The organism is Salinibaculum rarum, from assembly GCF_030505615.1.
GTDB lineage: Archaea > Halobacteriota > Halobacteria > Halobacteriales > Haloarculaceae > Salinibaculum > Salinibaculum rarum.
The window spans coordinates 456,070-475,901 of sequence record NZ_CP129994.1 but is presented as its reverse complement, the minus strand read 5'-3'; the positions used below and the strand labels follow the sequence as shown (position 1 = coordinate 475,901).

The 19,832-nt window shown below is 51.7% G+C and carries 12 protein-coding genes; 11 read left to right on the top strand and 1 reads right to left on the bottom strand.

Annotated features, from left to right (window positions below; translation table 11 throughout):
• Positions 1-106: 106 nt before the first annotated feature.
• On the top strand, positions 107-925 hold the full coding sequence (locus QYL91_RS17800; protein WP_302083356.1) for a DUF7289 family protein: 819 nt from the start codon (positions 107-109) through the stop codon (positions 923-925).
• 111 nt (positions 926-1,036) lie between these two features.
• Here the strand turns inward: QYL91_RS17800 and QYL91_RS17795 are convergent, their stop codons facing one another.
• Entirely contained in the window at positions 1,037-3,571 is a 2,535-nt protein-coding gene (locus QYL91_RS17795) for a DNA topoisomerase VI subunit B (RefSeq protein WP_302083354.1), read from the bottom strand.
• A 165-nt stretch (positions 3,572-3,736) separates the two neighbouring features.
• Between QYL91_RS17795 and QYL91_RS17790 the strand changes: the two genes are divergently transcribed.
• The 10 genes from QYL91_RS17790 (at position 3,737) to QYL91_RS17745 (ending at position 19,803) form a co-directional block, all read left to right on the top strand.
• Entirely contained in the window at positions 3,737-4,495 is a 759-nt protein-coding gene (locus QYL91_RS17790) for a S16 family serine protease (protein WP_302083352.1), read from the top strand.
• Between the two features lie 167 nt (positions 4,496-4,662).
• Positions 4,663-5,343, top strand: a complete 681-nt coding sequence (locus QYL91_RS17785; RefSeq protein ID WP_302083350.1) for a DUF5790 family protein — start codon at positions 4,663-4,665, stop codon at positions 5,341-5,343.
• Between the two features lie 360 nt (positions 5,344-5,703).
• Entirely contained in the window at positions 5,704-7,317 is a 1,614-nt protein-coding gene (locus QYL91_RS17780) for an AAA family ATPase (RefSeq protein WP_302083348.1), read from the top strand.
• A 153-nt stretch (positions 7,318-7,470) separates the two neighbouring features.
• Entirely contained in the window at positions 7,471-7,830 is a 360-nt protein-coding gene (locus QYL91_RS17775) for a hypothetical protein (protein ID WP_302083346.1), read from the top strand.
• A 115-nt stretch (positions 7,831-7,945) separates the two neighbouring features.
• Positions 7,946-9,955, top strand: a complete 2,010-nt coding sequence (locus QYL91_RS17770; protein ID WP_302083344.1) for a hypothetical protein — start codon at positions 7,946-7,948, stop codon at positions 9,953-9,955.
• Between the two features lie 107 nt (positions 9,956-10,062).
• Entirely contained in the window at positions 10,063-12,726 is a 2,664-nt protein-coding gene (locus QYL91_RS17765) for a TrbL/VirB6 family protein (protein ID WP_302083342.1), read from the top strand.
• 161 nt (positions 12,727-12,887) lie between these two features.
• Positions 12,888-13,373 (top strand): hypothetical protein, encoded by a 486-nt coding sequence (locus QYL91_RS17760; RefSeq protein ID WP_302083341.1) that lies wholly within the window; start codon positions 12,888-12,890, stop codon positions 13,371-13,373.
• Positions 13,374-13,376: 3 nt separating this feature from the next.
• Entirely contained in the window at positions 13,377-16,604 is a 3,228-nt protein-coding gene (locus tag QYL91_RS17755) for a TraC-like domain-containing protein (RefSeq protein ID WP_302083339.1), read from the top strand.
• A gap of 41 nt (positions 16,605-16,645) precedes the next feature.
• Positions 16,646-19,177 (top strand): VirB4 family type IV secretion system protein, encoded by a 2,532-nt coding sequence (locus tag QYL91_RS17750; RefSeq protein WP_302083337.1) that lies wholly within the window; start codon positions 16,646-16,648, stop codon positions 19,175-19,177.
• 92 nt (positions 19,178-19,269) lie between these two features.
• The gene (locus tag QYL91_RS17745) at positions 19,270-19,803 is read left to right on the top strand and encodes a metal-dependent hydrolase (protein WP_369685640.1); all 534 of its coding nucleotides are present in this window, start codon (positions 19,270-19,272) and stop codon (positions 19,801-19,803) included.
• Positions 19,804-19,832 lie beyond the last annotated feature (29 nt).

The following is a 19,832-nucleotide window of genomic DNA, read 5'->3' as shown; positions in this document are numbered from 1 at the left end:
GGATAAATGCCGGGAGATTCAGTTTCATGCTGTGGTTTCTTTCATGTCGTGAAGCATGGTCTGTGGTGGCTTGGGCTTAAGAGGGTGTGCCCAGTTTTTCCAAGTAATGGATGCATTCACTAACGAAACCCGTGGTCAATCCTCATCAATCGGAGTTATACTCATTACGGCAGTTGTGATTTTAGGGTTGACTGCGATCGGGTACTTTGGCCATGCAGGATTCCAAGACAGTACAAGCGAGGTAAGTACGAAAGCGGCAGAAAACGAATTGGAACGCGTTAGTGGTGGCGTGAATAAGGTCACGCAGTCCAATGCGCCAGAAACGGTTGTGGATTTGCGGACTGACCGGATTCGGAATGGTGGGAATATTGTTGTTCGCGGTGATCGGGGGAACATCAATGTGACAGTCATGAACTCTACCGGGCAGCACACGATTTTGAATCGGTCGTTGGGCGTGGTTGAATACCGGGACCAGAAAAACCGTGTTGGGTACCAAGGCGGTGGTGTGTTTGCTAACTATGAAGATCAATCTATGACCGTTGTCTCAGACCCGGCAATGTCACCGAAAACGCTCAGAGGATCCACTTCGGTGAATTTCCCAATTCTGATTATTGAAGGCCGTGCGAATTTGCTGCATTCAGTCCGAATCACGAAAAACAACACTCGAAGTGAAGAAAAACTGTACGGTAGCCTGTGGATTCCAGCAGACGGAGGATTGCGCGTGGAGATTCAATCTGAGTATGCGCAAGCATGGAGTACGTACTTCAACGAGACATTCGATACTGGAGCAGCAGAAGTGACGTACACTGCAAGTACGAACACAGTGGTGTTAGAATATTACACTGATGATACGGTGGGTGCTGGAGAAGATACTGGATTTTATCTTCACATGAGCAAGTTTGTCGTTGACGTCACGGACCGGTGACATCCCGTCTCGTATTCGACTGTGAACTACTCGAAATCAAAGATTCATGAGCAAACGGGGGTGTTGCGGAGGTGTGAGGAGAACCCCTCGAGGTGAAATCCGACGAGGGAGTTACCCAGTTTGTTCGACAGCAGCGCGGTCACGGTCAGTGTCAGCAGCGCCGTGATCCTCTCGCACGGTGAGGGTTTCTATGCTTGTGGTGACTTTAGCTTCTGAGACGCCAGTGAGTGTGATGTCTTCCAGTGTGGAGACAGAGAGTGTGGCTTGACCGCCGCTTGGAACAGTCGGGGTCCAGGTTACGCCTTCAGGCGTAGTGGTGATGTCGGTATCCTCGTTGGATCCGACATTCGCGGTGGTGTTGATGGTGAGTTTTGGTGTGATTTTAGAACTGTTATCGAAGTTTTCGAGCCGGAGTGTATCGTCGTCAGTGGTGACGAAGAGGTTGTTGAGGATTCGGGCTCGTGACCGCGTATCGTCTGGAGTAGTCCCGCCTGCGATAGTTGCTGCTTTGCCTGCAAGCTCCGGGAGGATGTCACTGATAACTTCCTGTTTTTGCTTGCGTTTGGCGATTGATTTCTGCTCGTTCAAGTAGGATTTCAGATCGCGTGCGGCTTCACGAATCGCTAGCTCAACTTCGTCTTCTATTTCCGGGACGTTTGCGACGGCGTCCTTGCTTTCACTGGTGAATGGGACGTTCGTGGATGCGATGTGCACGACAATCACGGCGGGGCCTTGGGGAAGACCGGTGCCGCCGGACTGAGAGAGTCCGTAGTTCCGCCACCCGATGTTTTCGACGACATCAGTGATGGCGCAGGCGCCACGCTGGTACACGAGAGGCACTCGATTAGCGAACCGCAGTGTTTCTACAGAGCCATTCTCTGCGAGATCACCGCCGTAAGCGATGCCAGCTTCAGCGATGAATGGGTCCCCACCATGCACAGAAGCGTCGCGGGTGGCTGTGGCGTAGAAGTCCGCGTCGTAGACTTCACGAAGCCCGGCTTCGAGTTTCTCTGGATTGATGGGTGCGAGGCAGTTGCTTGGAGGGGCGCGAACATCTGTTGCGTGCATCGCGTCCAAGAGGTTACTTTCCGTGTCGCGGCTGCCCTGGATGTCACGGAGTTTTGGCGGTTCATTAGGCACGGTCGTCATGCGCTCCCAGATGGCTGTAGTGATGTTCTCCCGTGCGGTGGCACCAACACTTTTCTCGTGGGCAGATTCTGCTTTATCAGCAGCGGCATCCACGTATTCGCGGAGTTCCTTGCGAGTGGCACGGTTGTGCTGCCCAGCATTTGCGTTGAATTGCGTGTCTACTTCGTCTGCAATCGTTGCGATGACGGCGTCAGATTTGCGTTTCGTGGTGACATCGTCGACGATGGTTTGGAGGTCATTGCGACGTTGAGCAATGATAGTCTCCCAGATGACGTCAGCCGCGTTCTCGCGGACTGTGGATCCAAACCGCGTACCGAATCCGCTTTCGACAGCTTCAGCGGCCTCTGTGACGATCTCAGACACATCGTCGTAGGACACGGCGTCAGTGGCTGTGATCTCTGCGACGAGCGTGTCTGTGAAGTCGTTTACTTCCTCAGCGGCTTTGTTCCGTACCACATCGCTGATAACCTCTTTCAGTGGTTTTTCTCTGACACTAGACTCGGCGTTTTGTTGTTCTTCTGTGCTTGCAGCGACGGCATCCGAGTCAGGAGAGGGTGTGATTGTCCCGTTGGTGGTCACGCCGACTGTGTCGGTGGGTGGTGACCATTTGGCAGCACGCCCGTAGTACCGGTCTTTGAACTCGGTGACGATGCTATCTGCGGTTTTTTCTCCGACTCGGGTGAATTCCTGTTGCAGGAACCCGGAAATTGAGTAGGAATCCGTGACTTCGAGGAGTGACTGGAGTGCGCCGAGTTCGATGCCATGTGGGTGTGGTGGGATTTCCTCGGTCTCAGGTGGGAGTTCGTCGGTAGCACGTTCAAAGTTGAATTCTGCTTTCGGCTCAGTGAATTCAATGTGGGCGTGCGGATTCGTGACTGCGGTATATTTGATGTAGCTGTGGAGTTGTTGACGGGCTCGCATGTTGCCTTCCATCTGCATCTCGATGCGTGTCCCATGCCCGTGTTCCCACTCCGTTTTCTCTTCACGTTTGATGTCGGGCTCGTTCGTATCCGTGTCGATGATGAGCTCGTAGTAGTGCGTTGTGTCACTGCCTTTTGCTTGGCTGGTGATCTTCGCAGGTTTCCCACTCGTTTGTTGTGCGTACATGACTGCCGCAGAAATCCCGATACCTTGTTGACCGCGTGTCTGTGCGCGAGAGTGGAATCGACTCCCATATAGGAGTTTTCCGAAAATCTTCGGGATTTCCTCACGGGTAACGCCAGGACCGTTATCTTCGACGATGAGCCGGTAGTACCCATCATCAGTTTTCTCGATGGTCACATGGATTTCTGGGAGAATGTTCGCTTCTTCACAGGCGTCGAGAGCATTGTCTACAGCCTCTTTAACAGAGGTGACGAGGCTTTTCCCTTCGGAGTCAAAACCAAGCATCTGCCGGTTCTGGTCGAAGAACTCGGCAATAGAGATTTCTTGCTGATCCTCAGCAAGCTCTTCCGCAATGCCTTGGTCGTCAGTGATGGTTGTTTGGCGTGATTCCATTGCGTCGCCTCATAGTAAATCAGGCCTAAAAAAGGCCCGTGAATCCGCTCATCATACTGTGAAAGTGTGTGGTGTAGATATGAAACCGATTTCTTTCATCCAAAAAGTGGTGTGGTGTCTGTGCTACGGGGCGAGGGATTATTTAGGAGTCTTGGATACCATGTGATGATGGATAGAAATCGGCTGATAATGTTGATACTTGTAGGGCTCGTCATCATTAATCTCAGCTGGACCTCTGCAATCTACACGAATGTCTCTTCTCTTGACCGTAACGTCACTGAGGTTCAGACGACGCAAAATCACATTCAAGAGCAACTTGTCGGCGCGACAAATGTCTCCAACGGGTCAAACGCCGGATTTTCTTCTCGACGTGTAACCGTCCCGGCGCTCGCCTATGATACTACGGCACGGGAAGGTGTCATCGTACCGTTCCATGTCGTCACTATTGCTGGTGATGGAATCTATACCGATACGCAAGAGGTGACTTATGATGTGCTCACGCAACAATCATTCCGAATCGCGCATAAAGTAGCTTACAACTCAACATCTGCGCCAGTACTGGAGGGGGTTGTAATCTCTGTGGACACCCCGGAGAGTTGGGAGAATGTCGGTGGGAATAGCGCAGGGTTGGCCACAGCAATGGCCATCACTGCGACAAGTGAAGACACTCAACTGAAAGACGGTGTTGTGATGACAGGCGGGCTCACAAAAGATGGGGAGGTGACACGCGTGACGCACGTCCGTGAGAAAGCGGTAGCAGCACGTGAGGCTGGATACGATGTCTTCCTGGTCCCATACGGGCAAAGTCTGGAAATCGATGGCATCCGAGTTATTTCGGTGTCTTCATTCCAAGAAGCGAAACAGTATGCATTGGCAAGCGGCCGTGAGTCGGAACCTGCTCAACACATCCGTGCAACAAGATAGTCGTTTCCAGAGTCAAAGGTCATTGCAGCAAACATCTCTATGACCAGTTTATGTCACGAACAGGCGGATTCCTCCAGTGAATTACTCGGGTCAAAGCTGTGTAGTGTCCGCCTCGGCCAGCTATGAAATGCCGAACTTATAACCCCGTCCAAGCACCACATTGAGATATGCCTGACGAGGAATTTGACTCAGAGGCATTGTTCGATGAAGCATCTCAAGATGTGCGTGAAAAAGTTGAAAACAATCTTGCTGACGCTCGTGAAGCCATTCCAGAGGCCAACGAAATTTGGGAGGTTGATACAGACAACATACTCGGTGTTCTCAATGGGTTGAAAAACACACTCGACATCGATGGTGCGGCTGAAGCAGTGAGTGAAGCCAAGAAGTGGTACGTTATAGGCGATCGTGCTGATGCATTTCCCGATGGGGAAGACTTAGAGGCAGAGATTCGGGATGTCCAGCAGGTGGTTGATGATCTGAATGAGATCTATGAACAGACATCCGAGTTGACGTCCTCACTGCCGAAAGCTCGTACTGAAGTTGATGAAATCGCAGGAAACGATAGTGCTGATGGTGATGGGAGCGAAGAATCTGCTACTGATGGTGGTACAGACGTTGGTGAAGAGAATCAAGAAACTCACGGTGAAGGGTCGAGGATTGACATTGACCTGAGTGGAGAAGACGAAGAAAGTACTGCGGGAACTTCTGATGAGGATGAAGATGCTGAAAGTTCTGCTGAGGGCAAGAATGAAGACGTCGACGAGGACTCTGAAGATAGTGAAGAGAGTGACGATGAATCCTCAGGGGACGGTAGTGGGAACGTAGAGGTTCGGTCCGTCGGAGAGTAACGCGGGTGGAAGTTAGTCTCAAGGGCTTGTTTTAACTCTCGGTAAAGTATCGCGGATGGAATTGACTAGTTGTTTACGTTCCTGTTGTTCAATGCGCTCCCGGGGCTTGTGCAGGATTTTCGATTTTTCTTAGAGAAGACCCGGGCGAATTATCACACTCTTGGCATTATTCTTTTATACTCCCCAGGGATTAGTCCCACTTAAGGCGATGGAAGAACCCAAAACCAGATTCCACACCTTGAACCGAAGCCCTCCCACTCCACAACAACCATCGCCTACCCCCCTCGCTCGCACGTCAACCACCCACCCCGCCCCAAACCAATGACACTCACCAGCCAAGACCAGACAAGTGGCACTCTCGTGAGCCTCTATACGGGGTATGCCCTCCTAGCTACAGGGGTCATCTCCATCATCACCTTCGCAGCAGGCTCCACGGTTTACCAGTCACTCACGACAGCAACCATGACGTCAGTCATGGGAATCCTCACCGCAAGTGCATTTACCGCAACTGGACTTGTAGTGCTCTACATCACCAGTATCGTTGTCAGCTCCACAGCTGACTCACTCTTCGAAAACGCGCTCACCGCACCAGATGGACGACGTCTCGCCGGTGTCAGTGGAATCATCGGCACAATCGCCCTTACAGCAGTCTGGGCAGCCCCCTTGGAGAGTCGGTCTCTTGCTGGACTTGTAGGCATCAGTCTAAGGAGTTCCCCAACCCAACTCCACGGTGGCGCCGCAGCGCTCATAATCTCCGCATTCGTTGGGCTGTACGCGTATCTCACTGTCACCGGTGGGAGCTACAATTCGCTTGAAACCACCTCAAACACGTCGCCGGCGACTCCATCCAATACCGAGACCGCAACGGGACGGCAGACGGCAGTGACAACTCCGCGGACAACAGAAGTCGCATCCGTTGATGAATCTCCACCTGAGCGTACAGATTGGACGGCCAATGAAGAAACAGAGAGTAACTCTTCCACCGAATTAGAAGATCTGCCTGACTCCGGCCACACCCCGGAGACAAACGAGTCTGATGGTGAGAACACCCAAGAAACGGACTTAGACATGCCTGGTGAGGCAGAGACTGAGTCCAGCACGTCCTCCACGAATACCAGTAAGAGTACTCAGCAGGACTCCACTGTAGATGCGCCGGAAAAGACGGAAATCAGGGGTATGGAAGATGTTGACCTTACCGACTATCAATTCGACTGGGTGTCCCGCACTAATGTGGACATGACCGATGTCGGCGGGATGGACAACGTCAAACAGGAAATTCAGCAGGATATCGTGAAGCCGATGAAGGAGGAGCCTGAGAAAGCTGAGAAGTTCGACATCCCGTTACCAAACATGCTCCTGCATGGTCCGCCAGGAACTGGGAAAACGTACTTGGCGAAGGCTCTTGCCACAGAACTCGGATACCCGTTTGTGGACTTGAGTGGGAGCGACATCACCAGCAAGTGGGTGAATGAGAGTGCCGAAAAAGTCGGGGATCTGTTTGCTGAGGCAGAGCAGCTGGCCGGTGAGGTCGGTGGCGCTGTGATCTTCCTCGATGAGTTAGACGCAGTACTCCCAGAGCGCCAGATGGATAGTCACGAGGAAGACCGGAAAGTTGTGAACGAGTTCCTGAGTCACCTTCAGGAGTCTGCCCGTAAGCGGGTTCTGTTCGTTGGCGCAACGAACAAACGGGCCGATCTTGACAGTGCAGCAACTCGGAACGGTCGTATCGACAAAGAGATCTTTGTTGGTGAGCCGGACGAAAAAGCACGCGTCGAGATCTTCAAAGCGCAACTTGATGGGCGACCTCACTCCCTCGATGACAACGACATCAAAGAACTGGCGGAGATGGCGGATGATGTGGTGGCAGCAGACATTGAAGCTGTTGTGAATCAGGCTGCACGGAATGCTGCGTATGGTCGTGACGCGAGTGAGATTGAATGGGAAGACTTTGAGATGGCGATCGACGACTTCTGATTGCAGGGTTGCCGGGGCATTCGTTGCGTTCTTTCTGCTGATTTCATAACTCCTGTTCTTTGGTAGTTTTGGTGTGTTTGATAGCGAGGGGTCGTTTTCCCACCCTCCCCTGGGCTAACCTTTTTATAATTCAACCCACTTCGTTCAGATGTAATGTTCGCACAAGCACGAGACACAGTGGTTTCCGCCACACCATCACGAGACACAACCCGGATGCTCCTCGTGATCGGACTCGTCCTAGCACTCTTCACTGCAAGTGCTGCTGCTGCGAATAACACCACGCAGCAGGACCTCAAGAACGACATCCAAAACATCGGTGACTTCGTCATCCTCATCATCGTTGCTGTTGCAGTGCCGAACGGAGCATACGGATTCCTAGAATGGATGACTGCCGGGTCCAGCGTCGAGAAGGACGAACAGGGTAGAAAACGAATTCGGAACACCTTCATTGCACTCGCCGGTGCCGGTATTATCAAGGGTGCAGTGACGGTCGTTTCGAACATGGTAATGTAAAGCCAACCGCACGTCAGAAACGCGCAGGTACATGAGGCACTGTCCTCTGTACAATCATCATTCATCCTTTAGAATCAACACGTAGCGATACATACCAAGTTTACGTGAGACCGGAATGGTAAACCTCAATATCAACACTAAAACCGTCCTGAAAGCCTTCGTCGTTTTTCTTGTAGTGGGTGTTTTATTCACTGGTGTACACTCAGTACCGGTAACTGGTAACAACACTGGAGCGCCGGAGTATCGATTGTTCCACTCTAATGACGATGATCCAGCTGACACAGGGAAATTGAAGAAAGACGAAAACGTTGATCAGAGTGCTTCGCCGTTTGATCCGGCAGAGTACGCACGTGCAACCGATCTTGGGTACGGGTCTACTCGCCCTGGATATGTTGTTAATAACAAGACAGTCATGGAATTGCGCTCTGACCGGCTACAGAGTGTTGGTTGGTCCTCAGATAAATCAAAAACACTCCCAGTCACCCCAAACACCAAATCTAACGATGTAATCAGAGATGCCCACATCACGTTTCTCGGTGTTATAGGCGGTGGACAGCCAGCATTCAAGAAAGGAGATGGGGATGAGTATCCCTACTTCATGGCTAATCAAGGGAAAGCTCTCAATTACGCTGATTATCGTATTAACGGGAGTAAATTGCCAGACAGTTACTGTAACAACAAGCAGTCGTACTCTCATAAAGAGCGTCATAAAGTGGACGATGCAGAATATGATCCCGCTGAATACGATGAGAATGGCACGAAGATTGAACCTCGAGAAAAAATTGAGAGTGCTGACTATGAACAACACAAAGTCATGGACAAGCAAACACGGACCTGTTACAACTATAAAATTGAAGAGAAACGCATTGTCCGCACGCTTCAAATCGGAGAAGGAGAAAAAGTAGTTGAGGCTGGTACCAAAGGTGGTGCTGACGGTCGTATCATGCGATACGCGTCAGATAATGCTCAAGCAACCGATGTCGTCAATCTGACTGTGAAAGCAGACATCACAGTGGTGATTGTTGAGGTTGAAAAAGACCAAAAACGCGACTGTACCAGCAGTTGTGATGTCGGAGCCGGGGAATCTCCCAATTGGGGATCTTGGACAGTAACTAACAGAGAAGTCAACGTAGGATATCCGAATGCTTCAGTCACAGTTAGTGATTCTGAGGAGGTTCTCATCACGACGAACCAACAGCTGGATGTGGATCAGACTGTCGTCAATATTGGCCCAAATAAGAAGAATCTCATCTTAGAGCTTGACGGTCCTAACAGTGGTGGGACGGTGTCGTCATCTGAACTAATGAACAGGATGCTGTTGAGCCGTATCGTCATCACAGATAACAAAACGATGCGGACGACGTGGGGTGCCTATACGGTCGAACAGTACCAACAGGCGACAGTCCATGAAAAGAACAGCACGTACACGTATAAAACGCATTTCCCTCACGTTTTGAAAACAAAGATCTATCCATCGAAACGGGACCCATCAGTGCTAGCGTCAAATCCAAAATCAGTTGATGAAATAACGCGCGTGGGTGGGTGGACAGGAACAAATGTGACTGTTGAAAATGAGTGGAACGCTCCAACCCTTCCCGACAACATCCAGTTAACCACAAAAGTCCCGTTGACGTATGATAAGCTCGTGATTACAGCTGCGCCATCAAAAGTGGATACCCTAATTGGGTTACATGGTCAGCCAATCACAGATATTGACACGCGAAGAGTGCCGTATCATGAGGCAAACGTCGAGTTTGAGAGAGTGGCAAAGAGAGAGGTCAAGATTAAAGTCACCGATAACAAAACTGGGGACCCACTTTCGAACCGGGAAGTGAAACTTTCCGGGACAAACAAGTCTACGGCTAAAACAAACGCTGATGGAGAAATTGTCGTGAGACTCACGTCTGCGTTCGTTCAGGTCACGGTACCTGGAGACGAGTGGAAGCAACCCTGTGCTGGTGATGCTGGTGATTGTGTGTTCACTGGCGGTGTTCAAGCGTCGAAAACGTACATGGGGTTGTCAAAACTACTAACAATGACGTATGACCTGATCGTTGCTTTGGTCATGGCTTTCCCGATCGCGTTGGGGTATTACTGGTGGCGGACATATGACATCGGCCGGTAATCTACTCTAACCCAGAACCCCAACCAAATTTTAAGTATTTCAGACCACTCAATCTAACCACACCGAAGCGTTCGCTACCGCTGGGAACCAAACACCGAATCTAAAGTATGTATGGACTCATCCCCCTCCTTGGAAACGGCTTTCACCTTCCAGTCATTCCCTTACTCCCGATTCTCGGGGCGTTACAGGATGGATTTTCATGGCTCGTCGATGAGTTTGCTCACGGGATCACCGATGCCCTCATGGGGTTATTCTTGGACACATTCGTTCAAATCACAGAACGATTCTTGTTCTTTAAACAACCCAAAGCAGTTGGGGGTCTTGATGAGCTTTACCAGAAGAGTAGCGGCCTGTTTGTGAGTCTTCTCAGTCTTTCCGCGTTAAGCTACCTCGCTGTTATGCAACTGTTCCCAAATGCTTCCGAAGCAGACCCCTATCGCTTTGGCGAACGCACATTTGCAGCCCTGATTCTCGTCATTATCGGTCAACCGATGCTTAATAGCGTCATCCGCTTGGTGAACTCTATCGGACTCTACATTATGCCAACTAACTACAATATTAACATTGGTGGTTTTCTTGATGCCCTTCTCACTGGCGGCGGGCTTATTGGGGGTGGTGCCGCCGCAGCGAGCAGTATGGCTGTTCTTCCCGCTATTCTCAGTATAGGTCTGAGCATTGCCTCTACAGTCGTCACGTTCTGGATAATTCTTTCCATGCGAACACTTCTTGTCTACGCAATGTACGGCCTGTTCCCGCTGTTTGTTGCTCTGTGGGTTGTAGATATCGGGCCAATGAAATACGGGAAAATGTTTGCTGAACTGTTCTTTAAGGTTACAGCAGTGCTTCTGATGTTGGGGATTCTTATTGCCGGGATTCTCGCTGCTGGTGACGCAATCGCCTCTGGAGGGATTGCTCGCGGTGACATGGCAGTGGGTGCAGAGACCCTTGCCAGGAGCGGCGAAGCTGTTGCCGCAGACAAGACTGCTGGTGGAACCTTTGCTAACGGTAATGAGGGTCTCAGCGGCCTTTTCCGAATTTTCTCGTTTTTCGGAAGTGTCTGGCTATCGATTGCTGTCACAGTGAGTGGGCTTGGGATGCTAATCAGTGCGCGTGGTGCTAGCGGTGCAGCCAGCCGCATTCGGCAAGGAAGGAGTGGTGATCCGCCAGTCGGTACTGGTGGTTCGGACGCATCCTTGCCGCAGTCAAACCAGTCAGGTGGAGGTGCGATGGCTGGTGGCGGTGATGGTGTACAAACTGGTGCTGGCGCAGAAGCTGGTGGCGGCGGAATGATGAATGATGGCGCCCAGCAGCCAAACTCTGTCAGTATGGATGAAATCGATGATACTGTTCCACTACGTGAACAGGCCAGTCATGGACTTGCACAAGCTCGTGACGCGGTCGCTGACAAGACTGGGCAAGACTGGATGCAGGGGATTTCCGGCGACAACATTAAGGGGAAAATGCAGGACACCCATGAGAGTCTCCGTGGAGAAAGTGGAGACAACGGAATCACCAATTTCGGTGAGGAAACCTCGTGGGAAGATAAATCCAAAGGCGAAAAGGCCTACACCGCGCTCTCTGACGGCGCCAGCAAACTCAAAAGTGCTGGTGAAACGTACGGCGGACTTGTAGCGTCGTCCGGTCAGGAGAACATCAACAAGCGGCAATCGATAGACTTTTTCAAGCCAAAAGCCGACGAGGAAGACCTTCCAGATGGGGTGACTGCGGAGAGTCTGGGATATGACGAAGGTGAAGTCCCGCAGACAGTCGCCGATCAAGTCCCGCACGCTGGCGGCCCAGAGAAGGATATCGGTGGGCACGACATCTACGGACAGCATGACCGCGACGGGGAAGGATGGGAAGAACAGCACGGCGGTCCGGAAGGTGCGCAAGCTCCCGTTGACGAAGATCTTCGCTCTGAGTCTAGACGATTGCGTTCCGGCGATCTTCACGGAGGTGATCCGAAAGCTGAAACCGGATTTGGGGAAACTGACGTCGATCTGGAAGACCGAATGAATCCTGGGAACCCTTACGATCAAAATGAGGAAGTCATGGATGAAGACGAGATGTTTGAAGATGAGGAAGAACCAATGGAATCTGATCGTGGGCCTGTTGAGGAATTTGGCGGGATGGATGAAGATGAGATGGTGGAAACATTCAATGGCAATGCTCATAGTGGTCCTACTGCCCGCCCCGAAGGTCAAGAGGCTGACCGGGAAGCTCTGAGAAACGCGTACGACAACCCGCTTTCAGACACGGTATATAGTAGTTCAGGTAGTCAGAGCGGGGGAAGTACACCGGGCGGAAGTGGTAGCGGAGGTGGAAGTGGTAGCGGAGGCGGAAGTGGTAGCGGAGGCGGAACAGATGGTGGTGAACGCTTCGAAGATGCTGCAAGCAGTAATCACGTCGGGACTGTAGATACGCCAGAAGATGCTGAGGAAGGAGAAGCATTCGACATGGAAGGCGCTACAGTCAAAAATACGAATGTCTCAACTGGGGATGATGGTGTAGCAAGGGAGAAGGCAACGTTGGAAACAGCAGATGGTGAAGAAGTCGAAGCGATCGCGTGGGACGATGGCGAAGACTATCAAACCCCAGATCTCAGTGAAGGCGACACTGTAGACATTAAGAACGGTATGCGGAGAGACTATAACACGAGTGACCCCGGGGCACACGAAAGTGCAAAAGACCGACTCGGTGAAGATGAGGACTACGCACAGGTGAAATTGACGCCGAGTTCCTCAGTGTCTCGCCGGAGTGGTAACCGATAATCAGGATTGTCTGAGAGTGTCGAAGAGACGTGGGTCGGCGGTAAGTGACGCAAGAACGTTGGAGTTTTCTCGGTGTTTCTGCTTTCCCAAGACAAACCCCACCCGGGCCAACCCTTATAAGTCTCATACCATTAAATCGGCATACCTGAGCCCAGTCAGCCATGAAATCAGTACCAATCCCTGGTGACATCCTCCGCACCACAGTGTTCCTCGGGTTGTCCTTCGACGAACTTCTCGTCCTCGGATCATTCCCGCTCGTCGTTGTCCTCCCGAGCCTGTTCATCAAGCAGATCCCAGTCATCATCAGTCTCGGCATTGTCATTGTGATGTTCATCATTGTCGGGGTTGTCATCGTTGAAACGCCGGACGGGCAAACGCCCGTTGAATGGGCTCCAGCAGCTATTCAACGCCGATTTGCCCCAGAACGGTACGTCCTCAAACCCAAACAGAACCACCGGGCACGGCCCACGTACCTCAACGTTGTTCACACAGCAGACCAGCTGAAAGAGGAACGTACTGGCGATGACATCGTCACCGATGCATCCAACATTTCTACCGAACCCTCAGCCGACAGCACGGGCGGTGATGATGACACAACCACGGACGAAGACAGATCAGCACAACAAGCAGATTCCACCCCAAACTAAACCATGACTAGCACAAAACCACTTCTCAATAATCTCACCGGCATCGACACAGAACAGTTATTCACTGTCCTAGGCGACGAAGACCAAGCTCCTGGTAGTAGAATCGAGGCCGCGCAACATGCGATTGATAACACAGATGTGAGTCTCTACGAGGTTCTCTGCGGGTATGCAATCGAAAAGCTAGGTCGGACGGGAGTTCTATTAGACGTTGATGACCGAGACACTCTCCATACCCTAGCGGACGCCACTCCAACTAATGTCACTATCACCGCAGACGCGATCATTAACGACGTACAACGTGACTCGCGGGAATCGGTTTTCCAGGTTGCGAGGCATATCTACGAGCATGATTCCCTTTCCCAGAACGAAAAACAAACTGAAATTGAAGAGTTAATCCAGAACGCGAAACAGTCTGGTGTTGACATCAAAGAAGTGGATGTCAAAAATGCGCTCAGTGACACTACTGACGGCACTGCTAGCGAGACAACGAATGACACCGACTCTTCTTCCAAAGACGAAACGACGACTAACGAGGAACAAACTGAGTCGGAGTCTGAAAAGAGTGCTGGGAATACGACTGGTGAAGATGACGACGATGTGGGAACGCGTACTGAGAAGTCTGAAGAGGATGAGCAAGCGTCTGACTCTCCCTCTGGACATGATGACACACTTACTTTGGATCCTGAGTTCTGTCAGTGGGTTTCCGATGACGGTGAGCAATGTCACCGACAGACTGAACCGGGCGAACAGTACTGTTGGGAACATCCGCTCGAAGACTCAAAAAATGGGTCAGAAACGAGTGGTGACTCCGAAAACGGCAACAATCCTGTTGATGCAGAACCAGAGGTAACAGAAGATTCGAATCAAGCTCACGTTGAGGGCAACGATATCTCTGAATCTGAAAACAACTTGTCTGATAGCTCAGCAGAAGAGCAGTCTGAAGCAGACGAGAGTCCCGGTGAGTCTGAATCCGATGAAAATACCGCCGAGGACTCGGAGGCAAACAGCGCACAATCTGAGAGTGAAGTCGAGTCCACAGAATCGGGCGGCGATGAAATGGAGTGGGGTGCAAAGCGTGAAAATCGAGATCGGGGTGGAGATGAAACCTCGGAAGAGGACTCACTGAACTCCAAAGAGAGTCAAAATGGCGAACCCACTGAGAGCAAAAAGTCCGGTGAAGACTCCCAGGTAGCAGAAGGCACTGGTCAACATAGTGGTGAAGGTAGAAATAGTGATTCGGGAATTGATGAGCAACTTAACGCGCAACCTGATGATACTGCTGAAACAGAGGCAGCCGGGAAAAAGTCTTCCTCGGAAGACCAAGACGTTCCAGAGAGTGTGAGTGATGACGATAACACTCACACAGACGAGAGAAAGCGAGATACTAATGCCGATACCGTCGAAGAAGAAACACCTTCTACCGAGCAAGAGACCGGTGACAAATCAGGGTCAGGCGGTCACGATGTTGACGTCGACGAAGACCAAGCAGACACCCAAAACGATTCTTCAGCGGACTCAGAACAAGGTACAGAGGCTGCCCTGGTTTCGGACGCTGTCACCAGCAGCACTGAAGTAGGTGCTAATGAGGCAGACACCTCAAATCAGGAGGTCGAACAGTCAACTACCTCCAATAGCGGCAGCGAAATTCCCGGGTCGTCGAGCACGGATGGTAGAGCTAAGAGTGCTGCAAGTGATGACAGAGACGGCGAACGTGCAAGTGGTGAAGGTAACCTGTCCGGGTTGGAGAAGATTGAACACTACTTCGTGGACGACCGGAGCACATGGATTACCTACGTAGTGAAGCGGGTTGATTCCACAGTAGTTCAAAGTCATAGTGAGATCAGCACACCGCAGCGTGCGCAGTCAGACCAATCCCTGTCTTCGGCTGGTGGGACTGCAACTGAACAGCCTAACGGAAATGCAGCACCCGCCGTGCAAGAACGTGATGACAGTTTGTCCAACACTCCAAGTGGAGAACAATCCAATAGCAGTGACGAACCGCAAACCGCAGGAACCAGTGGTGGTGAGTGGGAAGACACTGACAACACGGCAAATGCAAGTACCGCATCACCGCCTCCCAGTAGTACTCCTGCCAGCTCTGGAAGTGACAGCGGAAGGCCGGAAACGAGTATGCCGGAAGTGTCAGAGCCGGAAAGCGGTGGTAGTGATGGTTCGATAGAAGATTTCGGTGAAGAACTTGCAGAAGATGTTGAGCAAATGGAGGACAGTGGTGATGAGGGAGACAATGATGAAAGTGTCGCAGTTGGCGGGCCAGACACTCAAGGCGAAAGTGACGAAGAAACCGATGAACTACGGCGGAATGCGCCTGGTCCAGAACACACTCAAGAAGGACGACATGCGGAGGAGTATGATCCGAGTAGTGGTGGCGTCACGTCGATGCCGAATTACGTGCAAGAGCTCGTAGACATCGAATTTGTCTATGATGCTGACGACGAATACATGCCGGATGGCGTCAATGCAGAAGGAGTCATTGTTGTTGATGATAAGCACTTCGCTGCGATTGCACGCGTTGAACCTCGCAGCTGGTCGATTCACACGGAGGAAAAGAAATCACAAATCATCCAAGGATTCCAGTCGTCATTTCTTGGCTCTCTGGACTTCCCAGTGCAAATTGTGTCGTACCCGACAAAATTCGACATTACAGACCACATCACCAAACTAGAACGCGTGTTAGGAGCCGGGAATACCCGTGCTGGTGACAGTCAACTGGTGAACATGGGGCGGCAAATATATCCGAACTGGCTGGAGACCTTCATGACGAAAAATGACATGCAACAGCGGGACTTTTACATCATTGTCCCGGTGCGTGCCGATCAAATCCAGCAGTTCGAAGACGAGGGGTTCCTCGATAACTTCCGGGATACTCCTGGGATTGGGGCACTCGTCTCAAAATTCACCGATGACCCCAGCGAGAGTGTAACGAAGGTGCAGTGCATTCGTGAGCTGAAAACTCGGATGAGTCGTATTGAAAGTGGTCTCCGTCGCATCGACGTGCAAGTCGAACGGATCGACGATCGTGATGAGGTGATGTCCGTGCTGTACCACTATTACAACAACTACCAGCCGATGAAGCAGGTGTTCCCGACGGGGCCGTTCAGCATGTACGACGAACAAGCGGAAATTGGCATCGAAGGGTTCGACCTAGATGCTCTCACGGACAACCAGTATGACAGTGGTAGTGTCGATATCCCAGATGGGGGTGAAGAATGATGCCTCACAACGACCGAGAATCTTTCACTTCAGCTAAAACAATGCCTACAAAGGAAACTTGCGCTGAACAACACGCACAGCCTGTCACCAGTCACACCAGTATTGCTGCTGGCGGTGCACTGATACCGCTTCAAATCAGTGGGCCCGTCAAGTCAGCATTCGAAGCAATCGGGATGGGGAGTCTCGTAGAGCAGTTCGGAGCTATCCCCATGCTCGGACTCACCATCGGCATACTTGTCGTCGTCGGCGGCGGAGGAATAGTCGCCTTCTCTTCGTTCCGTGGTGAGTCGTCTTCCTCCTCGACGTCTCCGGACACAACCGATTCTTCACCCAAGACCACTAACGACAGCAGTATTACATCAAAAATCCCCGGCGTGGGTGGGAGTAACGACGACGAGAGTCCAGAAACAACACTCGCCACCGAGGATGAAGACATTGTAGATGAAGCGACAGAGCGACTCCGGCGTGAAGGTGCAGACATCACTGGGAAAGCACTCCAAGCAAAAATCGAGGAAATCCATCAAGAACAGGGAGCAGATGAACGAGAAGGCAAAACGGGTGCAATTCACTCGCCGGAAGAACGCGGGGAAACTGCACGAATGGCAGTCGCACCAGAGCAAATCCAGGAAACCAGTACATACATCAAACGCACTGGTGAGCAAGGCACCGAGAAGCATGCTCGGCTGATGATCCTTTCGGATTACCCGAGTCGTGTCTCATACGGGTGGCTTGATCGACTTTTCACGAGCGGGTTTGAGACGAAAGACGCGGAAATCCGCGTGTCGTACCACATTAACCCCCGTGACACAGACACGATGATGCAGAAGTTGAACGTGCGGGCGACACGCTTGAACTCCGAAATTAAACGGAAACGCGAAGATGGAAAGGTCAACACGAACGAGGAAGAGCAACAACTCCAACACGTCAACCGCCTCCGTGAAGGTCTCACCGAGGGTAGTACGAAACTCTTCGACTTCTCCCTGTACCTCGAAGTACTCGCGGAAGACGAAGAGACACTGAACGAGGCAACAAAGGAACTCAAACAAATTGTCGCGCAGTCCAACGCTCGTGCGACACCGTTCCATGATCAACAACTCCGGACAATGCGAGCGATGGCACCCACAGGCCAGGATCGTGTCCGGAAAACACAGATTATGGACACGCGATCGCTCGGGACAACGTTCCCCTTCATCGAACCGAGTGTGGTTGAGCCAACCGGTGTTTTGATGGGATTCCATAAAACAACGAACAGTCCAGTCGTCGTTGACCGGTTCGAGCTATCCGGCCACAACATGCTCGTCAGCGGGAAAATCGGGTCTGGGAAAAGCTATCTGAGCAAACTCATTATGTGGCGGCGGTTGATGATGGATCCAGAGACGGAAATTCTCATCATTGACCCAGTTGGAGGGTTCGCTGACATGGTAGACGCCGTCGAAGGTCAGCGCATCACCATTGACAGTGATACCATCATCAACCCGATGGAAATCAAGCAGGTTGAAGATGAAGAGGCTCTTGAAAAGATGGAGGGTGACCCGTACGACGACAAGATCCGTAGTGTGATGGGCATGTTCAAAGCTCACTTCGCCGGGGAACGCAATCTCGAGAAGGAAGAAGAAGGTGTTCTTCGGCGCGCTGTCCGGTTCGCTTACCTCCGCCAAGGAATTACAAAAGACGTCAGCACGCACGGGAACAAGTCTCCGACAATCGATGACGTGCTGGATATCCTCCAAGAAATCGCGCACGGGAACCAGCCAAGCGAGTTCCTGGATGTTCCCCCAGCATTCCAAGCGTACATCGATAACATTGAAACTGAGGCTGAAGCCGCTGTTGCGCAGCAGAACCGTGAACGTGAGGCGAACTACGCTCACTCAGTGCTTCTTGGGCTTGAAGACTTCCAGCAGGGAGGTCAACGAGCGAACCTGAACGGTGAAACGAACGTTTCACTGCATGCACGCGTTGTTCAGTTTGACCTGAGCAACATTGCGGACAGTAACAGTGAGCTGTTCATGCATATTGTGCTGGACTGGCTGTTCCAGCGTGCGAAGGCGAATCGTGGCCGTACACTTGTCACGATCGACGAAGCTCACTACATGTTGAGACAGCAACAGGCGCTCGACATGTTGAACCTGTTTGCGCGTCACTCTCGACACTACGACTCCGGCATGACTCTGATAAGCCAGACTGTGGACGAGTTCATGAAGAACCCAGAGGCAAAAGAGATCTATGATCAGTGTGACATACGTGCGTTGATGCGGCACGAAGACATTGGGAAAGAAGCCACGAAGGCTCTCGGCCTCAGTGAACGAGAGCGAAACTTCGTGATGCAAGCACAGGCCGGGAACTCTGCGGACTACTCCGAAGGCCTGGTGTACATCGGGAACGTCGGGAAGATGCGGCTGCGTGTCCTGTCGAATCAGTTTGAACACCACATCATTGACGAGGATGTCAATGCGTGGGCGTTCCTTTACGACAACGACCGCATTGCCTGGGAAGACATCCCCCGCGAAGAGCAACCCGATGTGAAGGCCATCATGGAAGAGAAATACGCGGGGAATGATGCGGCTGCTGACTAACAGACTGCCCTGAATTCCCTTTACGACATCAGCTCACGCGAGTTTTCCAAGAGGTTGCTATGCACCGAGAAGGTCACTATGGTACAGCATTGATGGCTGCTGCGGTAGTTGTATTAGTTGCAGGACTGCCTCTCGCTGTGATCACAGTCCCAGTAGTAATAGCCTTCACAATGGTTCCCGACGTCGATCAGCAAATTGGATTCATCAAACATCGCGGAGTGACACACACAATTCTCTTCGCGGTAACTGTTGGAGGGATTGTGGGTGCAGCAGTGATTGCATGGATTCAATTTGCCGTCAAAGAGTTCGAAGTGATGTTCACGGTGTTCCCGTGGGGAGTTCAGCCTCTTCGTACCGGTGCAGTAATGGGTGCAGCGGCAACACTGAGTTTACTAGTGCATATCTTCACGGATACGCTAACAGTCGGGAGTGGCCGTTTCGGGATTCACCCGTTTTGGCCAGTCTCGTCGCAGCAAATCCGATTCGGATTCTGTAAAGCTGCAAATTCATGGGCGAATCATCTCCTGTTCGGTGCAGGTGTTGTCATATTCAGTACCGTCGTGTGGCTCCGGTTGGCGTTCCCGTGGTTACCAAGTCTTTCTGCGGTGTTCGGGGTTGCTGGGTAACGCACTGCCGGGCTAGTTTTTACATACTT

Bases quoted from the DNA above. Each gene is read 5' to 3' on its own strand.
- QYL91_RS17770 (WP_302083344.1), top strand. From the start codon at position 7,946: ATGGTAAACCTCAATATCAACACTAAAACCGTCCTGAAAGCCTTCGTC.
- QYL91_RS17785 (WP_302083350.1), top strand. From the start codon at position 4,663: ATGCCTGACGAGGAATTTGACTCAGAGGCATTGTTCGATGAAGCATCT.
- QYL91_RS17765 (WP_302083342.1), top strand. From the start codon at position 10,063: ATGTATGGACTCATCCCCCTCCTTGGAAACGGCTTTCACCTTCCAGTC.
- QYL91_RS17760 (WP_302083341.1), top strand. From the start codon at position 12,888: ATGAAATCAGTACCAATCCCTGGTGACATCCTCCGCACCACAGTGTTC.
- QYL91_RS17750 (WP_302083337.1), top strand. From the start codon at position 16,646: ATGCCTACAAAGGAAACTTGCGCTGAACAACACGCACAGCCTGTCACC.
- QYL91_RS17745 (WP_369685640.1), top strand. From the start codon at position 19,270: ATGGCTGCTGCGGTAGTTGTATTAGTTGCAGGACTGCCTCTCGCTGTG.
- QYL91_RS17755 (WP_302083339.1), top strand. From the start codon at position 13,377: ATGACTAGCACAAAACCACTTCTCAATAATCTCACCGGCATCGACACA.
- QYL91_RS17800 (WP_302083356.1), top strand. From the start codon at position 107: ATGGATGCATTCACTAACGAAACCCGTGGTCAATCCTCATCAATCGGA.
- QYL91_RS17790 (WP_302083352.1), top strand. From the start codon at position 3,737: ATGATGGATAGAAATCGGCTGATAATGTTGATACTTGTAGGGCTCGTC.
- QYL91_RS17775 (WP_302083346.1), top strand. From the start codon at position 7,471: ATGTTCGCACAAGCACGAGACACAGTGGTTTCCGCCACACCATCACGA.
- QYL91_RS17795 (WP_302083354.1), bottom strand. From the start codon at position 3,571: ATGGAATCACGCCAAACAACCATCACTGACGACCAAGGCATTGCGGAA.